14 protein-coding genes and 1 tRNA gene are annotated in these 17,461 nt (G+C 73.6%); 9 read left to right on the top strand and 6 right to left on the bottom strand.

The window, feature by feature from the left end:
* Nucleotides 1–108: 108 nt before the first annotated feature.
* Both FJQ57_RS12900 and FJQ57_RS12895 read left to right on the top strand, forming a co-directional pair.
* The gene (locus FJQ57_RS12900; protein ID WP_139980900.1) at nucleotides 109–699 is read left to right on the top strand and encodes a DUF5998 family protein; all 591 of its coding nucleotides are present in this window, start codon (nucleotides 109–111) and stop codon (nucleotides 697–699) included.
* Nucleotides 700–702: 3 nt separating this feature from the next.
* Nucleotides 703–1,836, top strand: a complete 1,134-nt coding sequence (locus FJQ57_RS12895) for an alkaline phosphatase family protein (protein WP_246081787.1) — start codon at nucleotides 703–705, stop codon at nucleotides 1,834–1,836.
* A gap of 13 nt (nucleotides 1,837–1,849) precedes the next feature.
* Here the strand turns inward: FJQ57_RS12895 and FJQ57_RS12890 are convergent, their stop codons facing one another.
* Genes FJQ57_RS12890 through FJQ57_RS12885 form a run of 3 tightly spaced genes read right to left on the bottom strand, consistent with a single transcriptional unit; the run spans nucleotide 1,850 to nucleotide 6,479 of the window.
* Nucleotides 1,850–2,503 (bottom strand): thymidine kinase, encoded by a 654-nt coding sequence (locus FJQ57_RS12890; RefSeq protein ID WP_139980898.1) that lies wholly within the window; start codon nucleotides 2,501–2,503, stop codon nucleotides 1,850–1,852.
* Nucleotides 2,504–2,506: 3 nt separating this feature from the next.
* Nucleotides 2,507–2,683: a DUF6104 family protein gene (locus tag FJQ57_RS22540; protein WP_170215395.1), complete on the bottom strand. Its 177-nt coding sequence runs from the start codon at nucleotides 2,681–2,683 to the stop codon at nucleotides 2,507–2,509.
* A gap of 10 nt (nucleotides 2,684–2,693) precedes the next feature.
* Entirely contained in the window at nucleotides 2,694–6,479 is a 3,786-nt protein-coding gene (locus tag FJQ57_RS12885) for a multifunctional oxoglutarate decarboxylase/oxoglutarate dehydrogenase thiamine pyrophosphate-binding subunit/dihydrolipoyllysine-residue succinyltransferase subunit (RefSeq protein ID WP_139980896.1), read from the bottom strand.
* A gap of 179 nt (nucleotides 6,480–6,658) precedes the next feature.
* On the opposite strand from FJQ57_RS12885, the gene FJQ57_RS12880 reads away from it, so the two are divergent.
* Entirely contained in the window at nucleotides 6,659–7,276 is a 618-nt protein-coding gene (locus FJQ57_RS12880; protein ID WP_139980894.1) for a hypothetical protein, read from the top strand.
* Nucleotides 7,276–8,199 (top strand): LCP family protein, encoded by a 924-nt coding sequence (locus FJQ57_RS12875; protein ID WP_139980892.1) that lies wholly within the window; start codon nucleotides 7,276–7,278, stop codon nucleotides 8,197–8,199. The genes FJQ57_RS12880 and FJQ57_RS12875 overlap by 1 nt, the downstream gene beginning before the upstream one ends.
* On the opposite strand, the gene FJQ57_RS12870 is transcribed toward FJQ57_RS12875, so the two are convergent.
* The 3 genes from FJQ57_RS12870 to FJQ57_RS12865 all read right to left on the bottom strand — a co-directional run bounded on the left by FJQ57_RS12870 (nucleotide 8,183) and on the right by FJQ57_RS12865 (nucleotide 10,947).
* A complete protein-coding gene (locus FJQ57_RS12870; RefSeq protein ID WP_170219423.1) occupies nucleotides 8,183–8,833 on the bottom strand; it encodes a response regulator transcription factor in 651 nt (216 codons plus the stop codon). The genes FJQ57_RS12875 and FJQ57_RS12870 overlap by 17 nt on opposite strands.
* A 56-nt stretch (nucleotides 8,834–8,889) precedes the next feature.
* Nucleotides 8,890–9,873, bottom strand: a complete 984-nt coding sequence (locus FJQ57_RS22535; protein WP_170219422.1) for a hypothetical protein — start codon at nucleotides 9,871–9,873, stop codon at nucleotides 8,890–8,892.
* A 1,001-nt stretch (nucleotides 9,874–10,874) separates the two neighbouring features.
* A tRNA-Arg gene (locus FJQ57_RS12865) sits at nucleotides 10,875–10,947 on the bottom strand.
* Nucleotides 10,948–11,034: 87 nt separating this feature from the next.
* Between FJQ57_RS12865 and argS the strand changes: the two genes are divergently transcribed.
* Genes argS through thrB form a run of 5 tightly spaced genes read left to right on the top strand, consistent with a single transcriptional unit; the run spans nucleotide 11,035 to nucleotide 17,411 of the window.
* Nucleotides 11,035–12,702: an arginine--tRNA ligase gene (gene argS / locus FJQ57_RS12860; RefSeq protein ID WP_139980888.1), complete on the top strand. Its 1,668-nt coding sequence runs from the start codon at nucleotides 11,035–11,037 to the stop codon at nucleotides 12,700–12,702.
* Nucleotides 12,699–14,099 (top strand): diaminopimelate decarboxylase, encoded by a 1,401-nt coding sequence (gene lysA, locus FJQ57_RS12855; protein ID WP_139980886.1) that lies wholly within the window; start codon nucleotides 12,699–12,701, stop codon nucleotides 14,097–14,099. The genes argS and lysA overlap by 4 nt, the downstream gene beginning before the upstream one ends.
* Complete coding sequence (locus FJQ57_RS12850; RefSeq protein ID WP_139980884.1) at nucleotides 14,099–15,412, top strand: homoserine dehydrogenase; 1,314 nt, start codon at nucleotides 14,099–14,101, stop codon at nucleotides 15,410–15,412. Before lysA ends, FJQ57_RS12850 begins: the two co-directional genes overlap by 1 nt.
* Nucleotides 15,409–16,470, top strand: coding sequence for a threonine synthase (gene thrC / locus FJQ57_RS12845; protein WP_139980882.1), 1,062 nt, complete (start codon nucleotides 15,409–15,411; stop codon nucleotides 16,468–16,470). The genes FJQ57_RS12850 and thrC overlap by 4 nt, the downstream gene beginning before the upstream one ends.
* A gap of 17 nt (nucleotides 16,471–16,487) precedes the next feature.
* Nucleotides 16,488–17,411, top strand: coding sequence for a homoserine kinase (gene thrB, locus FJQ57_RS12840; RefSeq protein ID WP_139980880.1), 924 nt, complete (start codon nucleotides 16,488–16,490; stop codon nucleotides 17,409–17,411).
* Nucleotides 17,412–17,461: the final 50 nt, after the last annotated feature.

Here is a 17,461-nt window from a genome sequence, read left to right as displayed (position 1 = left end):
GCCGAGCCGGAGGAACACCCGGTCGACCGGGTGTTCCTCGCCCGGCCCCGGCTGGGCACGTCCGCCCTCGGCGTCGAGACAACCGCGTGGCAGTGACAGACTGCGGCCATGCGTCCCCTCCGACCCGCGGCTGACGACGTCGACCACGCGCGTGAGCTGAAGAAGGCGATCGACCGCACGGGCTACTACCCCGAGGTCGTCGCCGACGCGGTCCACGACGCGGTGGCGGGGGAGCAGGTGGTCTCGTTCTACGTCCACCACGAGCCGACGTTCGACAACGACGAGGTGCGCCGTCACCAGAGTGTCGTGGTGCTGACGCCGACCCGGCTGATCCTGGCCCACACCGACGAGCACGCCGGCGACGACCTGCTGCCCGAGCCCTACACCTCCACCTCCACCGAGGCGATCAGCCTCACCTCGGTGAAGTCGGTGGTGGTGACCCGGATGACCGCCAACCCGACCCGCGGCCCGCAGCCGCCCGCCGAGGCCGTCATGACCATCGGCTGGGGCGGGGTCTCGCGGCTCGACCTCGAGCCCGCCGGGTGCAGCGACCCCGACTGTGACGCCGACCACGGCTACACCGGCGTCCTGGCCTCCGACGACTTCTCGCTGCGCGTCTCGGCCGCCGCCGACGGCCGCGACGCCGTCGGGGGCCTGCTGTCCTTCGCCGCCTCCCTCGCCGCCCGCACCCAGCACTGACCCGTGGCCGAGGTGCCGTCCGGGCTCGTCGAGCCCGCCTACGGGCGTCGGTCGCTGGCCGACGTCGTCCCCGCCGTGGCCCGCGCGCTCGGCGCGCCGGTCGGCGTGCCGCCGTCGGGCCTCGAGCTGCCCGACGCGTCGTCGTACGTCGTGCTGCTGGTCGACGGCCTCGGGGCACGGCTGCTGCAGAAGCACGCCCACGCGGCGCCGTACCTGGCGGGGCTGCTGGCGTCCTCCGGCGGCCCCGGTACGGCGGGGGTCCCGTCGACCACCGCGACCAGCCTGACCTCGCTGGGCACCGGGCTGGCGCCGGGGCAGCACGGGCTGGTGGGCTTCACCGCGCGGGTGCCCGGCACCGACCAGCTGCTCAACCACCTCGCCTGGGACGCCGACGTCGACCCGTTGGAGTGGCAGCCCCACCCCACCGCGTTCGCCCGGCTGGTGCAGGCCGGGGTCGAGGTCACGGTGGTCAACAAGCGCGAGTTCCGGGGCTCGGGGCTGACCGTCGCCTCCAGCCGCGGCGGTGAGTTCGTCGGGGCCGACAAGGTGGGGGAGCGGCTCGCCGCGGCCGTCGCCGCGTCGGTCTCGCGCCCGTCGCTGACCTACCTCTACGACAGCGACCTCGACTGGACCGGCCACCGCTGGGGCGTCTCGTCGAGCCAGTGGCTGCAGCAGCTGGCCATGGTCGACGCCGAGGCCGAGCAGCTGCGCGAGACCCTGCCGTCCGACACCCGGCTCGTCGTGGTGGCCGACCACGGCATGGTCGACTGCCCCGACGACCGGCGCGTCGACGTCGACGACCACGCCGACCTGCTCCACGGGGTCGCCCTGCTCGGCGGCGAGGCGCGCTTCCGGCACCTGTACTGCCGCGGCGGCGCCGTCGACGACGTCCTGGCCGCCTGGACGGCGGTGCTCGGCGACCGGGCCACCGTGCTGACCCGCGACGAGGCCTGCCGACGGGGCTGGTTCGGGACGGTCGATGCCGCCGTACGACCGCGGCTCGGCGACGTGCTCGTCGCCTGCCACGACGACCACGGCGTCTTCTCCTCCGAGCGCTTCCCCTACGAGAAGACGCTCGTCGGGCTGCACGGCTCGCTCACGCCCGAGGAGATGCTGATCCCGGTCCTGGTCGACTGAGCGCGCAGGCGGGCTAGCCGAAGGGGAGCGGCTCCGGCGCCAGGCTGACCGCCTGCGCCCGCGCGGCGGTGAGGCGTCGGCGGTGGTGCTGGCGGCAGAGCACCTCGTAGGCGACCTCCGCCGGTGGGCCGCCGCCCTCGTCGACGTCGCCCACCACGATGACCTCGCCCTCGACGACCATCCGGCCGTCCTCGGTGCGCGCGTTGTGCGTGGCCCGCTTGCCGCACCAGCACAACGCCTCGACCTGCAGCACGTGCATCCGGTCGGCCAGCTCGACCAGCCGCCGGCTGCCGGGGAACAGGTCGGTGCGGAAGTCGGTGAGGATGCCGAACGCGAACACGTCGACCTGGAGCTCGTCGACGACCTTGGCCAGCTGGTCGATCTGCGCCGCGGTGTAGAACTGCGCCTCGTCGCAGATGAGGTAGTCGATGCGCCCGCCGTGGGTCAGCGAGTCGACGACGTAGGTCCAGAAGTCGAAGTCGGCCGGCACCTCGACCGCCTCGTGCACCAGCCCGAGGCGGCTCGACAAGATGGCCTCGCCGGCCCGGTCGTGGGCGGTGAAGATGCGGCCGTGTCGGCCGCGCGCGGCGTGGTTGTGGTTGGTCTGCAGGGCCAGGGTGCTCTTGCCGGAGTCCATCGTGCCCGTGAAGAACTGCAGCTCGGCCACGCCTCAGTCCTCGGGGTCATCGAGGCGTGCCAGCCAGGTGGCGAAGCGCTCGACGGGCGTCTCGAACTCGGGGTGCGCGTCGACGAACCCCTGCAGCTGCTCGGCGACCCACGCCAGGGTGACCTCCTCGTCACCCCGGCGCTTCTCGAGCTCCTCGATGCCGCGGTCGGTGAAGTACACGCCCGTCCCGTCAGCGGAAGGCCCGCTCGACGAGCTCCTTCTGCTCGGCGAGGTGCCGCTTGACCGTGCCGACGGACGGCGACGACGACTGCGGACGGGTGACGGGCTCGACCTGCGCGTCGACGTCGTTCCAGACGTTGAGCGCGTAGTGCGGCCACGGACCCATGTTCTCGGGCTCGTCCTGCACCCAGCGGACCGCCTTGAGCTTGGGGAAGCGCGCGATCTCGGCCTTGATCTCGTCGACCGGGCGCGGGTAGAGCTGCTCGACGCGGGCGATGGCGAAGCGCTGCTTGTCCTCCCGCTTGGCCCGCTCGACCATGAGGTCCCAGGTCACCCGGCCCGAGCACAGCAGCAGGGTGTCGACGGCGTCCTGGTCGGCCTCCGCGTCGCCGATGAACGGCCGGAAGGTGCCCTCGGTGAAGTCGTCGGGCTGCGAGGCCGCCTCCTTGCGCTTGAGCATCGACTTCGGCGTGAAGACGATGAGCGGGCGGTGGGCCTCGCCCAGCGCCTGCTTGCGCAGCAGGTGGAAGTACGACGCCGGCGTGGACGGCTGGGCCACGGTGAAGGCGTCGTCGGCGGCCATCTGCAGGAACCGCTCGATGCGGGCCGAGGAGTGGTCGGGGCCCTGGCCCTCGTAGCCGTGGGGGAGCAGCAGGACGACGCCCGACTGCTGGCGCCACTTGGTCTCGCCGGAGGAGATGAACTCGTCGATGACGGTCTGCGCGCCGTTGACGAAGTCGCCGAACTGCGCCTCCCACAGCGTCAGCGCCTCGGGCCGGGCCACGGAGTAGCCGTACTCGAAGCCGAGCGCGGCGTACTCGGAGAGCAGCGAGTCGTAGACGTAGAACTTCGCCTGGTCCTCGGTGAGGGAGGACAGCGGGGTCCACTCGTCGGCGTTGGTGCGGTCGATGATGGTGGCGAACCGGGACACGAACGTGCCGCGCCGGGAGTCCTGGCCCGCGAGCCGGACCGGTCGGCCGTCCATCAGCAGGGCGCCGAAGGCCAGGACCTCGCCGGTGCCCCAGTCGATGGGGCCCTCGGTGATCGCCTTCGCCCGGCGCTGCAGCTGGGGCATCACCTTCGGGTGGACGGTGAAGCCGTCGGGCGGGGAGACGTAGGCGTCGCTGATGCGCTTGAGCACCTCGCGCGAGATCGCCGTGGTCGTCTCGGCCGCCGGCTTGTCGGGGTAGTCGGGGACGGTGGTCCACTCGCTGGGCTGCGAGGTGGCCTCCTTGACCTCGGTGAACACCCGCTCCAGCTGCTGCTGGTAGTCGGCCAGCACCCGCTCGGCCTCGTCGATGGTGATGTCACCGCGACCGATCAGCGACTCGGTGTAGAGCTTGCGCACCGAGCGCTTCTGCTCGATCAGGTCGTACATCAGCGGCTGGGTGTACGACGGGTCGTCGCCCTCGTTGTGGCCGCGGCGGCGGTAGCAGACCAGGTCGATGACGACGTCCTTGCGGAACGCCTCGCGGTACTCGAAGGCGAGCCGGGCGACCCGGATGCAGGCCTCGGGGTCGTCGCCGTTGACGTGGAAGATCGGCGCCTGCACCATCCGGGCGACGTCGGTGCAGTACAGCGAGGAGCGCGAGGAGCCGGGGGAGGTGGTGAACCCGACCTGGTTGTTGACGACGACGTGGATGGTGCCGCCGGTGCGGTAGCCGCGCAGCTGGCTCAGGTTGAGCGTCTCGGCCACGACGCCCTGGCCGGCGAAGGCGGCGTCGCCGTGGATGAGCAGCGGGAGGACGGGGAACTCCTGGCCCCGGTCGAGCACGTCCTGCTTGGCGCGGGCGATGCCCTCGAGCACCGGGTCGACCGCCTCGAGGTGCGAGGGGTTGGCGGCCACGGAGACCTTGACCGTGGCACCCTTCTCGGAGGTGAACTCGCCCTCGGCGCCGAGGTGGTACTTCACGTCGCCGGAGCCCTGCACCGTGCGCGGGTCGATGTTGCCCTCGAACTCGCGGAAGATCTGGCTGTACTTCTTCTGCACGATGTTGGCGAGCACGTTGAGGCGGCCGCGGTGGGCCATGCCGATGGTGACCTCGTCGAGGTCGGCCTCGGCTGCGGCCTCGCAGATCTCGTCGACGACCGGGATGGTGGTCTCGCCGCCCTCGAGGCTGAAGCGCTTCTGCCCGACGAACTTGGTCTGCAGGAACGTCTCGAAGGCCTCGGCCTGGTTGAGCTTGAGCAGGATCCGCAGCTGCTCCTCGCGAGGCGGCTTGGTGTGCGGCTGCTCGACCCGCTCCTGGATCCAGCGCCGCTGCTCGGGGTCCATGATGTGCATGTACTCGATGCCGGTGGTGCGGCAGTAGGAGTCGCGCAGGATGCCGAGGATGTGGCGCAGCTTCATGAAGCGGCGGCCCTCGCCGCCGAACTGGCCGGTCGGGAACTCGCGGTCGAGGTCCCACAGGGTCAGGCCGTGGGACTCGATCTGCAGGTCGGGGTGGCTGCGCTGGCGGTACTCCAGCGGGTCGGTGTCGGCCATCAGGTGCCCGCGCACCCGGTAGGCGTGGATCAGCTCGAGGATCCGGGCCTGCTTGTCGATCTGGTCGTCGTGCGACGCCGCGATGTCGGCGTTCCAGCGGATCGGCTCGTAGGGGATGCGCAGCGAGCGGAAGATGTCGTCGTAGAAGCCGTCGGCCCCCAGCAGCAGCTGGTGCAGGCGCTTGAGGAACTCACCCGACTGCGCGCCCTGGATCACGCGGTGGTCGTACGTCGAGGTCAGCGTCATGACCTTGCTGATGCCGTTGCGCGCGATCGCCTCCTCCGAGGCGCCCTGCCACTCGGCGGGGTACTCCATCGCGCCGACCCCGATGATCGCGCCCTGGCCCGCCATCAGGCGCGGGACCGAGTGGACCGTGCCGATGCCGCCGGGGTTGGTGAGGCTGATCGAGGTGCCCTTGAAGTCCTCGACCGTGAGCTTGTTGTCGCGCGCCTTGCGCACGATGTCCTCGTAGGCGGTCCAGAAGGCCGCGAAGTCCATCTGCTCGGCGGCCTTGATCGACGGCACGAGGAGCTGCCGGCTGCCGTCGGGCTTGGGCACGTCGATGGCCAGGCCGAGGTTGATGTGGGCCGGGGTGATCAGGTTGGGCTTGCCGTCGACGGTCTCGAAGCCGTTGTTCATCTCCGGCATCGACGTGACGGCCCGGACCAGCGCGTAGCCGATGAGGTGGGTGAAGGAGACCTTGCCGCCGCGCGCCCGGGCGAGGTGGCTGTTGATGACGATGCGGTTGTCCCACAGGAGCTTGACCGGCACGGAGCGGACCGAGGTGGCCGTCGGCACCGCGAGCGAGGCGTCCATGTTGGCCGCCGTGCGTGCAGGGGCACCGCGGAGCACGGTGTAGGTCGGCTCGTCGCTGGCCGCGCTCGGCTCGGCCGGCGCCGGCTCCTTGGGCGTCGGGTTGGCCTTGGCCGCGGGCTTGGCGGCGGGCTTGGCCTCGGGCTTCTTCGGCTCGGGCTTCTTCGGCTCGGGCTTGGCGGCCTCGGCCTTCGCGGCGGGCTTGGCCTCGGGCTTCTTGGTCTCCGGCTTCGCCGGCTCCGACCCGGCCTCGGGCTTCGTGGTCTCGGGCTTCGTGGTCTCGGGCTTCGTGGCGGCGGCCGTGCCGTTGCCGTTGCCCCCGCTCGTCTGGCCGTTGCCCTGCCCGCCCTCGAAGTACTCCCGCCACGCGGCGTCGACGCTCGCGGGATCCGCGTCGTAGGCCTCCCGCATCGCCTCCACGAGCCACTCGTTGGGCCCGAAGTCCGAGCCGGGTTGCGGAGCGGTGGAGCTGGTGGACGGGCCTGACGACTGCGGCACGGCTGGGTTCGCCTCTTCCGAAGGTGATGTGGTGGGCTTGAGCGCAACGTTGCTCGGGGCGCCTCAAAGGCTAGACCCACGGGCCAGCAAATGCGCGGCCCCGGGTGGACTTTCAGGCACCCTGTCACCGACGCCACATCCGTCCCACCGTTGTCCGACCGCTGGAGCGCCCACCCGCCATGTCCCGACCTCCCGGCCCCTGGCCCCACCGCGCCCGTCCGGCCCTCGCCGGACTCGCCGTCGCCGCCGTCCTGCTGACGGGCTGCAGCGGGGGCGACGACTCCCCGGGCGGCCCGCCGGGTTCCTCCGGTGGAGGCGGTGCGTCCGCGTCCGGCCTCGCCGAGACCACCGCCACCGTGCGCACGGTCTCGGGCGGCAAGCTGTCGGCCAAGGCGCAGCGCACCATGACCCAGGAGCTGACCGCGGTGGTCGACGCCTGGTTCGACGCGGCCTACCTCGGCGGCGAGTACCCCCGCGACGACTTCGACGACGCGTTCCCCGGGTTCACGCCGGGAGCGGCGGCTCGCGCCCAGGGTGACCGGCAGCTCATGAGCAACCGCGGGGTCGGGCCCACGACGTACGCCGTGGCCGCCACCACGCGCCAGGTCGAGATCGACACCCTCGCCGAGAAGGGCCGCACCAGCACCGCCTCGGTCCAGTTCGAGCTCGGCATGGACCGCACCGGCGAGACCGGCTCGGTCCGCTCCGAGGTGGTCACCGGCCACCTCTACCTGACCAAGTCGAAGGGCAAGGGCTGGCAGGTCTTCGGCTACGACGTCCAGCGAGGAGACGCCTGATGAGCACCCCCCAGCGCACCCGGTCCCCACGGCTGCGCCGCGTCGCGGCGCTCGGCCTGCTGCTGGCCGCGGTCGGCCTCGCGGTGCCCGACGCCGGCACCGCCTCGACCCAGGCCAGCCTCACCGAGTTCCGTAAGGCCGCGGGTGTCGCGGTCGGCGACGACGACGTCGTCTGGATCCTCGGCGTCGGCTCCGACGCCCGGCCCGGCGAGGACATGACCCGGGTCCGCGGCGACGCGATCCAGCTGGTCGGCATGGACACCGCCACCGGTGCGGCGACCTCCATCGGCATCCCGCGCGACGCCTACGTGCAGATCCCGGGCTACGGCTCCGACCGCATCAACGCCGCGATGGTCTACGGCGGGCCGCAGCTGCTCGGCGAGGCGGTCCAGGAGCTGGTCGGCGTCGCCCCCGACTACATCTTCGTCACGCGCTTCCCGTTCTTCGAGGCGATGGTCGACGACATCGGCGGCATCAGCGTCGACAACCCCCGCGCCTTCTCCGACTCCAACCTCAAGGACGACGGGTTCGACGAGGGCCGGATCAAGCTCAACGGGTACGACGCCATGGCGTTCTCCCGCATCCGCAAGACCCTGTCCGACGGCGACTTCGGCCGCTCGGCCAACCAGCAGCGGGTGCTCGCCGGCATCCAGCGCAAGATCGGGGCCAAGGTCGACGAGCCGGGCTTCGTGGACCGGGGCGTCCTCACGGTCATGAAGCACACGCAGACCGACCTGCCGCCGGCCGACCTGTTCCGCATCGCGCACGCCATCGCCCAGGTCAAGCCCAAGAAGGTGACCGGCTGCGTGGTGCAGGGCGGCATCGGCGACGTCGGGGGCGCGAGCGTCGTGCTGCCCGACACCGCCGCGGCCCAGCGCTACGGCGACGACGCCCGCGACGACGCGGTCATCGAGAGCTGCTGAGGTCGAGCCAGCCGCTGCGACGGGCGGCGGCCACGGCCTCGAGCTGGCTGCCGACGCCGAGCTTGGTCAGCACGCCCCGCACGTGCGAGCGCACGGTGGCCTCGCTGACGCACCACGCCTCGGCCAGCCTGCCGACCGAGGTGCCGTCGGCGAGCTCGCGCAGCACCTCGGCCTCGCGCTGGCTGAGGCGGTCGAACGGCGCCAGGGCCTGCTCCTCCTGATGGCGTGACGCCCGGGCCGCGGCGACCACGTCGCGGCGCTCCTGCAGGCCCATCACGGCCTCCCCGCGCGCGGCGGCCACGACGGTGGCGACCAGGCGGTCCAGGGCGACGTCCTTGCGCAGCGACCCCACGGCACCACGCTCGATCGCCCGGGCCGCCCGGTCCGACGACGACCCGGTCAGCACCAGCACCCGAGCCCCGGTGGCCAGCAGCGGCGCGACGAGCGTCGTGCCGTCGACCAACGGCTCGCCCAGGTCGAGGTCGAGCAGCACGAGGTCGGCCGGGAGCGCGACCGCGGCGGCCGTGACGGCCTCGACGGAGTCGAGCGGGGCCACCTCCGCCCGGATGCCCCGCGCCGTGAGCGCGAGCTGCAGGGTCTGGGCGAGCAGCGCGTGGTCGTCGACGACGAGCACGCGCGCCCCCTCCCCGGGAGCCTGGCCCGTGGCCCTGCCGGTGGTCTCGCCGGTGCTCACGCCGTGCGCCGCAGGCTGCCGGCCACCACCAGGCCCTCGAGCTGGTCGAGGCTGCCGACCGCTGCCTGCCGCAGCCGGAGCGCGGTGTCGCGGTCGAGGTGGTCCTCGTCGGTGAGCAGGTCGACGGCCATCCGCACGACTGCGCAGGTGTTGCGCGCGTCGTGCACCAGGGCCGAGGTCCGGGCCGCGCCCTCCTCCTCCGCGGCCCGTACGACGGCGAGGGCCGCGCCGGCGCTGCGTCGCGCGCCGGCCCACGACCGCACCAGGTGGGCCGTCGCCACCAGGAGCACGAGCCCGGCGGCGAGCAGGGCGAACGTGCCGGACTCCGGGCCGTCGAGGCCGCGGAGCACCGGAAGGGTGCCCACGGCCAGCACGAGGACCAGGGACGCCGGGGGCGGTTCACCGGGGGCCAGCCGGCGGGCGGTGCCGACCGCCACCACGGCCCACCCGACCGACAGGAGCCCTCCGGTGAGGAGGTGGTCGGTCGCGTCGAGCGGCTGGCGCCAGGCGCCGTCGGCCGCGACGAGCACCACGAGGGTCACGAGCGGCGCGAGCACCGCGAGCTCCCGGCGCCCGGGTCGCGCCCGGCCCAGCAGGACCGCGCCGACGGCGAGCAGCGCCAGGGCCTGGCCCGCGCGCCCCACGGGCACGGCCGGGCCGTGGCCGACGAGCAGGCTGGCCAGGGGGCCGACGGCGAGGTAGCCGGCCAGGCCGAGCGTCACCGGGCCCGGCGACCGCCGTCCCTGGGTCGGGCCGACGACCTGCAGCAGCAGGCCGCTGGCGAGGAGCAGGGCCGCGGCCACGAGCAGCACGCCGGCGACGTGGGCGGGGGTCGGCGAGGCGACCTCGACGGCCGCGGCGTCGAGCCGGCCGGCGGCCACCGCCAGGCCGCCGGCCTGGGCGACGCACGCCGCGGTGACGACGATGCGGAGGCGGCGGTCGTGCGGGATGGGCCGCGGGGTCTGGTTGCTGTCCGTCATTGGAGTCTCCCTGGTCAGGTGCCGCGTCCCCGGCACCTGCGCCGCATCCTGGGGTCCAGGTCCGGCGCAAGACGCGGTATTACGGGATTTGTCCGAGCGGGGACGCGAACGGTCCAGACCGCACCCGGCCGCGCCTCATCAATCTGGATGATTCCGGCCCGTTCCGCTCCCATCAGTCCCGACGGTGACCACGGTTCGCGGTCCCCGGCACGGTGGCCCCATGAGGTTCGTGTCGCTGGTGGTGGCGCTCGTGCTCGTCGCCCTCGGCGCCGGCGGCGCGGCCGCTGCCACGGACCCCTGGTTGACCGTGCGCATCGAGGGCGGTGGCTCGGCGCTGCAGTTCGCCCCGATGGCGCCCGGCGAGCCCGTCTCGCAGGACGTGGCGCTGACCGTGGCCGAGGGAGCCGCGGGGCGCCTCGCCCTCGGCGTGGCCGACGTCGTCTCCCACGAGGGCGGCTGCCTCGACAACGAGGTCCGTGCCGGGGACACGACGTGCGGGACCGAGGCCGGCGAGGGCGAGCTCCTGCCCTGGTTGAGGGTGCGGGTCGAGCGGCTCGACGGCGGCGTGCCGGCGATCGCGGAGGCCGCCTTCGCCGACCTTGTCGACGACCGCCTCGACCTGGGCGACGCGCGTGCGGGCGTGCCCGTGCCCCTGCGCATCAGCGTCTGGCCCGACCGGGCCGCCGGCAACGACACGATGACCGACGAGATCACCTTCGCGCTGCGCTGGTACGGCGCCGGGCGGGTCGCCACCGCCGACGCCGGTGGCGCGGCCGGCACGGGCGTGGGCGATGCCCCGCTGGCGGACGGGCCGGGCCGGGAACGCTCGTCGGGCTGGGCCGGGCTCGGGGACCTCGGTGACCTCGGGGACCTGGCCGGGCTGGGCCGGACGCTGCCGGGGACGGGCACGCCCTTCGGGCCGTGGCTGCCGGCGGGGGGCGTGGCGGCGCTGGTGACCGGTCTGGCGCTGCTGCGCCGACGTCCGGCGCGGGAACGGGGGGCGCCTCCGGCAGGAATCGAACCTGCGACACCTGGTACCGGAAACCAGTGCTCTATCCCCTGAGCTACGGAGGCAACGCGCCCGGCGGGCCGGGCGCGCCACGGACACTACCCGCCGAAACCGGCGGGAAGCGAACCGGTACCCGTCGATAGTCTTGGACGGTGAACCCAGCCGAGCTGTCTGCCACCGTCGTCGGCGCCCTCGCGGCGCTCGTGGACCGGGGTGCGCTCGTCCTGCCGGACGGCGTCCCGGCCGAGGTGACGGTGGAGCGACCGCGCGACGCCAGCCACGGCGACTACGCCACCAACGTCGCGCTCAAGCTCGCCAAGGCCGCCGGCACCAAGCCGCGCGAGCTGGCCGACCTGCTCGCCGAGGAGCTCCGGGACGCACCGGGCGTCGGCGCGGTCGACGTGGCCGGGCCGGGCTTCATCAACGTCACCGTGGCCGCCGACGCCCAGGGCAAGGTGGCCGCCGAGGTGTTGGCCGCCGGGGCGGCGTACGGGCGGTCGGAGACGCTGGCCGGGCAGAAGATCAACGTCGAGTTCATCTCGGCCAACCCCACCGGGCCCCTGCACCTGGGCCACACCCGGTGGGCGGTGCTGGGCGACGCCATCGCGCGGGTGCTGGCCGCGGCCGGGGCCGAGGTGCAGCGGGAGTTCTACATCAACGACCGCGGCGTCCAGATGAACCACTTCGCCGACTCCATCGTCGCCTCGGCGCTGGGCGAGCCCACGCCGCCCGACGGGTACGCCGGCGCCTACATCGCCGACCTGGCCACCGCCGTCCAGGCCGCCGACCCCGAGGCCATGTCGCTGCCGGCCGACGAGCGGCGGGTGCGGGTGCGCGAGCTGGGCTACGAGATCCAGCTGCGCGAGCAGCGCGAGTCCCTCGAGGCCTTCAACACCAGCTTCGACACCTGGTTCTCCGAGCAGTCCCTGCACGCCTCCGGGTCGGTGCCCGAGACGTTGCAGCGCCTGCGCGACCTCGGCCACGTCTACGACCAAGACGGCGCGCTGTGGATGCGCACCACCGACTTCGGCGACGACAAGGACCGGGTGCTCATCAAGTCCGACGGCGAGCTCACCTACTTCGCCTCCGACACCGCCTACTACCTCGACAAGCGGGCGCGGGGCTTCGACCGCTGCCTGTACCTGCTGGGCGCCGACCATCACGGCTACGTCGGGCGGCTCAAGGCCATGGCGGCGTGCGTGGGCGACGACCCGGCGCTGACCCTCGACGTGATGATCGGCCAGCTGGTCAAGATCCTCCAGGACGGTGCCGAGCTGCGGCTGTCCAAGCGGGCCGGCACCATCGTCGCCCTCGACGACCTGGTCGCTGCGGTCGGCGTCGACGCGCTGCGCTACTCCCTCGCGCGCTACCCGGCCGACTCCCCGCTGGTGCTCGACGTCGCCGAGATCACCAAGGCCAGCAACGACAACCCGGTCCACTACGTCCAGTACGGCCACGCCCGGACCGTGCGGATGATGGAGAACGCCGTCGACCTCGGCGTCACGCTGCCCGACGACTTCGACCCCGCGCTGCTCGCCCACGAGCGCGAGCGCACCCTGCTGCGCGCCCTGGCCGACTTCCCCAAGGTCGTGGCCAGCGCGGCCGAGCTGCGCGAGCCCCACCGGGTCGCGCGCTACCTGGAGGACACCGTCTCGGCGTTCAACAAGTGGTACGACACCAAGGAGTGCCGGATGCTGCCGATGGGCGACGAGCCCGTCAGCCCGCTCAACCAGGCTCGCCTGGTGCTCGTGGTCGCCGCCCGCACCGTCATCGCCAACGGCCTCGACCTGCTCGGCGTCTCCGCCCCGGAGCGGATGTGAGCACCACGCACGAGGCCGGATGGGCCCACGCGCCCGGCGGCCTGCGCGGCCCGGCCTGGCTCAGCCCACCCGCCGACCCCAACGCGCTGGTGCCGTCGCTGTGGAGCAGCACGGCCCACAAGCGCGACGGCGACCTCGTCGTCGGCGGCGTCGCGGTGGCCGACCTGGTCGCGGAGCACAACACGCCGGCGTACGTGCTCGACGAGGAGGACTTCCGGGCCCGGGCCCGCGCCTTTCGCGACGGGTTCGCCGGCTGGAAGGTCTACTACGCCGCCAAGTCGTTCCTGTGCACCACCGTCGCGCGGTGGGTGGTCGAGGAGGGGCTGCGCCTCGACGTGTGCAGCAACGGCGAGCTGACGGTCGCCCTGCGGGCGGGGGTCGACCCGGCACTGCTGGAGTACCACGGCAACAACAAGTCGCTGCCCGAGCTGCGCCGCGCCGTCTCGGCCGGGGTGGGCGCGATCGTGGTCGACTCCCTGGTCGAGGTCGAGCGCCTGGCCGCGGCGACCGCCGACCTCGGCGCGACCCAGGCCGTCATGGTCCGCGTCACCGCCGGCGTCGAGGCCCACACCCACGAGTACATCGCCACCGCCCACGAGGACCAGAAGTTCGGCTTCTCCATCACCAACGGAGACGCGCTCGAGGCCGTGCGCCGCGTGCTGGCCGCCCCGGGCCTCGACCTGCGCGGCCTGCACTCCCACATCGGCAGCCAGATCTTCGACGCCGCGGGCTTCGAGGTCGCCGCGCGGCGGGTGCTGCGCCTGCACGCGCGGGTCTCCGACGAGCTCGGCACGACGATGCCGGAGATGAACCTCGGCGGCGGGTTCGGCATCGCCTACACCACCCAGGACCGGCCGATGAGCCCGGCGCAGCTGGCGGCCGAGATGACCCGGATCGTCGGGGAGGAGTGCCGCGGCCTCGGGCTGGAGCCGCCGCAGCTGTCCATCGAGCCCGGCCGGGCCATCGTCGGGCCCTCGATGTGCACCGTCTACACCGTCGGCACGGTCAAGCCCGTCACGCTCGACGGGGGAGCGGTGCGCACCTACGTCAGCGTCGACGGCGGCATGAGTGACAACGTCCGCACCGCCCTGTACGACGCCGACTACTCCTGCACCGTCGCGGGCCGCGCGAGCGAGGCGCCGCCGGTGCTGGCGCGCGTGGTCGGCAAGCACTGCGAGGCGGGCGACGTGGTCGTGCGCGACGAGTTCCTGCCCGCCGACGTGGCCCCGGGCGACCTGCTGGCGGTGCCCGGCACGGGTGCCTACTGCCGCTCGATGGCCTCCAACTACAACCACGCGCTGCGGCCCCCGGTGATCGCGGTGCGGGACGGGCAGGCCAGGATCCTCCTCCGGCGGGAGACTGAGGACGACTTGCTGGCGACGGACGTGGGTGCGTGATGGGTGAGGGCGACGGCGCCCTGAGAGTGGCGGTGCTCGGCTGCGGGGTCGTGGGGTCCCAGGTCGTGCGGCTGCTGCAGCAGCAGGCGGGCGACCTGGCCGCGCGGGTCGGCCGACCCGTCGAGCTGGCGGGCGTGGCCGTGCGGCGCCTCGACGCGCCGCGCGACGTCGACCTGCCCGAGGGGCTGATCACCACCGACGCCGCGGGCCTGGTCGCCCGCGACGACGTCGACCTGGTCGTCGAGGTCATCGGCGGCATCGAGCCCGCCCGCGGTCTGATCCTCTCGGCCCTCGAGCACGGCGCGAGCGTGGTCACCGCCAACAAGGCGCTGCTGGCCGAGGACGGCCCGACCCTGTTCGAGGCGGCCGAGAAGGCCGGGCGCGACCTCTACTACGAGGCCGCGGTGGCGGGCGCGATCCCGATCCTGCGGCCGCTGCGCGAGAGCCTCGCCGGCGACCGGGTGACCCGCGTCCTCGGCATCGTCAACGGCACCACCAACTACATCCTCGACGCCATGGACACCTCCGGCGCCGGCTTCGCCGAGGCGCTCGAGGCGGCGCAGCGGCTCGGCTACGCCGAGGCCGACCCCACCGCCGACGTCGAGGGCTTCGACGCCGCCGCCAAGGCCGCGATCCTGGCCTCGTTGGCCTTCCACTCCCGGGTCACCGCCTCCGACGTGCACCGCGAGGGCATCAGCGAGGTCACCGCGGCCGACATCGCCTCGGCCCGCGAGATGGGCTGCGTGGTCAAGCTGCTCGCCATCTGCGAGCTGCGTGAGGACGACGGGGGCGAGGAGTCCGTCGCCGTGCGGGTGCACCCCGCGATGATCCCGCGCAGCCACCCGCTGGCCAGCGTGCGCGAGGCCTACAACGCCGTCTTCGTCGAGTCCGACGCGGCCGGCCAGCTCATGTTCTACGGTCCCGGCGCCGGCGGCGCGCCCACGGCGAGCGCGGTCATGGGCGACCTGGTGACGGTCGCCCGCAACCAGGTCGCGGGCACCAAGGGCGCCGGCGAGTCGGCGTACGCCGACCGGGCGGTGCTGCCGATGGGGGAGACCCGCACCCGCTACCACGTCGCCATCGACGTCGACGACCGTGCGGGCGTGCTCGCCTCGGTCGCGCTCGCGTTCAGCGAGCACGGCGTCTCCATCCAGACGGTGCGCCAGGAGGGCCGCGGCGACGACGCCCAGCTCGTCGTCGTGTCCCACGGCGCCACCGACGCCCAGCTGAGCGCGACCGTCGACCACCTGCGCGGCATGGACATCGTCCGCGAGGTCACCTCGGTCATGCGTGTCGAAGGAGCAGACGAATGAGCCAGTGGCGCGGGGTCATCGAGGAGTACCGCGAGCTCCTCGACCTGCCCGACGGGGTCGAGGCCGTCACCCTGCGCGAGGGCGGTACCCCGCTGGTGCACTCGGCCTGGCTCTCCGGCCTCACCGGCGGGCAGGTCCACCTCAAGGTCGAGGGCGACAACCCCACCGGGTCCTTCAAGGACCGCGGCATGACCGCCGCCATCTCCTGCGCCGTGGCCGAGGGCGCGCAGGCCGTCGTGTGCGCCTCCACCGGCAACACCTCGGCCTCGATGGCGGCGTACGCCGCGAAGGCCGGCCTCAAGCCGCTCGTGCTGGTGCCCGAGGGCAAGATCGCCGCCGGCAAGATGGCCCAGGCCATCCTGCACGGCGCCCAGGTGGTCATGGTGCGCGGCAACTTCGACGACTGCCTCTCCATGGCCCGCGGGCTCGCCGTCGACTACCCCGTGGCCCTGGTCAACAGCGTCAACCCCGTGCGCCTCGAGGGCCAGAAGACCGCCGCGTTCGAGGTCGTCGACTTCCTCGGCGACGCCCCCGACGTCCACCTGCTGCCGGTCGGCAACGCCGGCAACGTCTCGGCCTACTGGCTCGGCTACACCCAGTACGCCGAGCTCGGCCGCGCGAGCAAGAAGCCGGTCATGCGCGGCTTCCAGGCCGCCGGTGCCGCCCCGCTGGTCACGGGTGAGCCGTTCCCCGACCCCGACACCAAGGCCACGGCGATCCGCATCGGCAACCCCGCCTCCTGGCACCTCGCCGAGCAGGCGGCCAAGGAGTCCGAGGGTCGGTTCGAGTCCGTCACCGACGACCAGATCCTGGCCGCCCAGCGCGACCTGGCCCGCCGCGACGGCGTGTTCGTCGAGCCCGCCTCGGCCGCCGGCGTCGCCGGGCTGCTCCAGGCCCTCGAGCGGGGCGAGTCCTTCGCCGGCGCCACCCTGGTCGTCACCGTGACCGGCCACGGCCTCAAGGACACCGCGACCGCGCTCGAGGGCGTCGGTCCGCTGGTCGACACCGTCGTCGACGCCGACGTCGACGCCGCGGCGGCCGCCGCCGGCCTCGCCTGAGACCCGCGGCGCGCCCCATGACCTTCGTCGCCGGCCCGGTGCGGGTCGACGTCCCGGCCACCTCGGCCAACCTCGGGCCCGGGTTCGACACCCTCGGCCTGGCGCTCGACCTGCACGACGAGCTCGAGGGCGAGGTCGTCGACCGGCCCGGGCTCGAGGTCGTCGTCGACGGGGAGGGGGCCGGCGGCGGCGTGCCCCTCGACGAGACGCACCTCGTCGTCCGCGCCATGCACGCCGCCTTCGACGCCCTGGGGGAGCGCCCGGCCGGGCTGCGGCTGCGCTGCCGCAACCGGGTCCCGCACGCCCGCGGGCTCGGCTCGTCGTCCGCGGCCATCGTCGGCGGCGTGGTGCTGGCCCGCGCGCTCGTGGTCGACGGCGCCGAGCGCCTGGCCGACGCCGACGCCTTCGACCTCACGGCCCGGCTCGAGGGCCACCCCGACAACGTCGCTCCCGCGTTCTTCGGCGGCTTCACGGTCTCCGGCCACGCCGAGGGGCGGTTCTGGAGCGTGCGCTCGCCCGTGGCCGACGGCATCGCCGCGGTGGCGTTCGTCCCGCCCGACGGCGTCTCGACCGAGGCCGCCCGGGGCCTGCTGCCCGACGCCGTGCCGCACCGCGACGCCGCGGCCAACGCCGGTGCCGCAGCGCTGCTGGTGACCGCGCTGGCGGGAGCGCCCGAGCGGCTGCTGCTCGCCACCGCAGACCGGCTCCACCAGGACTACCGCGAGCCCGCGATGCCGGCCTCGCTGGCGCTCGTCCGTGCGCTGCGGGGGGAGGGGCACGCCGCCGTCGTGTCGGGCGCCGGACCCACCGTGCTCGTCCTGACGACGCCGACGAGCGACGTCGACGGACTGGTGCGCCGGGTGCCGGAGGGCTGGCGGGTGCTGCGCCTCGCCGTGTCCGACCGCGGCGCGGCGGTGCACGGCGCTCCCGGTGTAGCCTGACCGCGCTCCTTCCTCGGAGCGGCGTCTGCGGCTTCCGCGCGACGCGACCC

It is taken from the genome of Nocardioides litoris, from assembly GCF_006346315.1.
Taxonomy (GTDB): domain Bacteria; phylum Actinomycetota; class Actinomycetes; order Propionibacteriales; family Nocardioidaceae; genus Nocardioides; species Nocardioides litoris.
This window is presented reverse-complemented; position numbering and strand designations above follow the sequence as displayed.